Annotated in this window: 2 protein-coding genes; one reads left to right on the top strand and one right to left on the bottom strand. The window is 72.1% G+C overall.

From position 1 onward, the window contains the following. Positions 1–57 precede the first annotated feature (57 nt). The gene (locus ETD85_RS67835; RefSeq protein WP_420847400.1) at positions 58–816 is read left to right on the top strand and encodes a PH domain-containing protein; all 759 of its coding nucleotides are present in this window, start codon (positions 58–60) and stop codon (positions 814–816) included. Here the strand turns inward: ETD85_RS67835 and ETD85_RS61755 are convergent. Then, positions 728–2,164 (bottom strand): hypothetical protein, encoded by a 1,437-nt coding sequence (locus ETD85_RS61755; RefSeq protein WP_138699011.1) that lies wholly within the window; start codon positions 2,162–2,164, stop codon positions 728–730. The genes ETD85_RS67835 and ETD85_RS61755 overlap by 89 nt on opposite strands. Between the last annotated feature and the right edge of the window lie 112 nt (positions 2,165–2,276).

Here is a 2,276-nt window from a genome sequence, read left to right as displayed (position 1 = left end):
GTCCTGGAGGGGGCCGGGCTGGTCGCGCATCCGGCGGCGGCTCGGCGCAGGCGGGTCGTGCGGGCTCTGGTGACGGCGGCCGTCCTGGCCGGGTTGACGGCGGCGGCGTCCTGGCTGCTTCCGTGGCTCCTGCCCTGGCCGTGGCTGCGCGCCGGCGTCTGGCTGGTCCCGGCGGCGGCGCTGGCAGCCGGGCTGTGGCTGGCCGCGGCGGGCGCCGCGAGCCTCGGTCACGCGCTCGGCGGCCGGCACCTGGTCAGCAGGAGCGGCGCGGTGGTGCGGCGCACGATCGCGCTGGACCGCAGGGGCATCACCGGCTGGACGATCACCGAGTCGTACTTCCAGCGCCGCTCGGGCCTGCTGACCGTCTCCGCGACCACGGCGGCGGGCAGCGGCCACTACGACGTGCTGGACGTGGGCCGCGGCGACGGCCTGGACCTCGCCGCACGCGCCGTTCCCGGCCTCCTCGGCCCCTTCCTGGACCGGCAACCCCCGCACAGCAATGAGCCGCGTGATCCCCCACGGTTTGCCCATGCCCCTGTACTGGACAAACGTGATCGCGCGGCTCAGATGCTTACAAGAACCAACCGTATTTGTCCCGCTTGCAACCGGGTTGCAGCCTCATTAACCGTTGACGCAGATCACCGGTCAGGACCGCTGGTGGTGCCGCCGGCGGGCGGCCCGTGCCGTCCCGCCGGCGGGAGTGCGACCTGGCCGCGCGTGACAGCCGTCAGCTGCCCGCCGGCTGCTTCGCCACCTCGGCCAGGTACGCCTTGGCCATGGCGAGCGCCCCGGCCAGCGCCTCCTTCTCGGCCATGAGCTCGACCTTGGGCGAGTTCGTCGCCGCGTCCGCCGGCCGCTGGTGCCCCGAGAAGTCGACCCTGATCACCATCGCGCCCTTGCGGATCAGCACCGAGCCGCTGGAGGCCGAGACCTCCCCCTGCCGGGTCTGCACGAACTGCTGGTACGCCTGGTCGCCCAGGCCCGCGAGGTCGGTCAGCTTGCCCCAGGTGATGCCGCCCATCTTGGAGCTCGCGATGTTCTTGTCGCCGCCGTACTCGCTGATGTAGTAGCCCTTGGCCGCGGGCTCGTCGGCGGCGCCCGCCCGGTTGGCGAACCGGTGGGTGGTGATCAGCACGCTGCGGATCTTCTTCATGCCCTCTTCGCCGGGCAGGTTCAGGTTGAGCCAGCGGCACTCGGTCTGGTTGTCGTCGCCGGCCGCCATGCCGCGCGCGCGGGTGGTGGGCTCGGGCACGAACCGCGTGGCCGCCTCCGTGACGGCCGTGCATTCGGCGGGGAAGGCGGCCAGCACCGTCGGCGACGGCGTCGGCCGGGCGCTCGGCAAGGTCGTGGCCTGCGACGGCTGCGGCTGGGCGAGCACGTTGGGATGCTGCTTCTGCCAGGCGGCCACGCCCTTGGCGAAGTGCCCGACCAGGCCGCTCACCTCGCGGATCGCGTTGTCCTCGTTGATGGACTGCGTGGTCTCGTTGGACAGGATCTGCGCGTCCTTGCGCTGCTGGCCCGCCTGGAACTTGACCTCGATCGTCATGTCGCCCACCCGGGCGAACGCCTTGCCGAAGGAGTACCACAGCAGCTTGCCGTCGCGGCGCCAGGTGTATTGCGCGAACGCGCCGTCGCCCACGCCCTGGACGACCTTGACCGGGGAGACGTACTGCTTCTCGTCGGGGTCCAGCGACGGCTTGGCGGTCTCGCCGTACTTGCCGCCGCGCAGGTCGACCTCGTACGAGTTCTGGGCCATCGCCCTGCCGGTCTTGGCGCCCTCGCCCTTGTGCTGCGCGATCCTGACGTCGATCTCCCTGCTGCGCCAGAACTCGCCGAACGAGATCCGCTGGTTCGTCCAGTTGCAGGTGAAGTCGACCGTGTAGTCGCCGTCCTTGGAGGACTTGGCCACGGTCGCGTCGGGCACGAGCCGGTCGATCTCCTCCTTCGGCAGCATGGCGCACGCGTCGGGCCCGGTCGCCGCCGCCGCGGCAGGGGACGGCGATCCGCTCTTCGACGTGGCCGGCGGGGCGGCGACGCCCGAAGTCTTGCCGTACATCACGTAGGCGCCCACGCCGCCTGCCGCGACCAGCACGACGACGGCGGCCGCCAGCGTGGGCAGCAGCCACGCGGGCCGCTTCGGCCGCGTCGACACCGACACCGACATCGAAGGGTGGGTGGGCGGCTGCCCCGGCCACGCACCCGGCTGCTGACCCGACTGCTGACCGGGCACCCCACCCGGCCACTCCCCGGACTTTCGCATTACCACCCCCGACGCT

It is taken from the genome of Nonomuraea zeae (assembly GCF_005889725.1).
Taxonomy (GTDB): Bacteria; Actinomycetota; Actinomycetes; order Streptosporangiales; family Streptosporangiaceae; genus Nonomuraea; species Nonomuraea zeae.
This window is presented reverse-complemented; position numbering and strand designations above follow the sequence as displayed.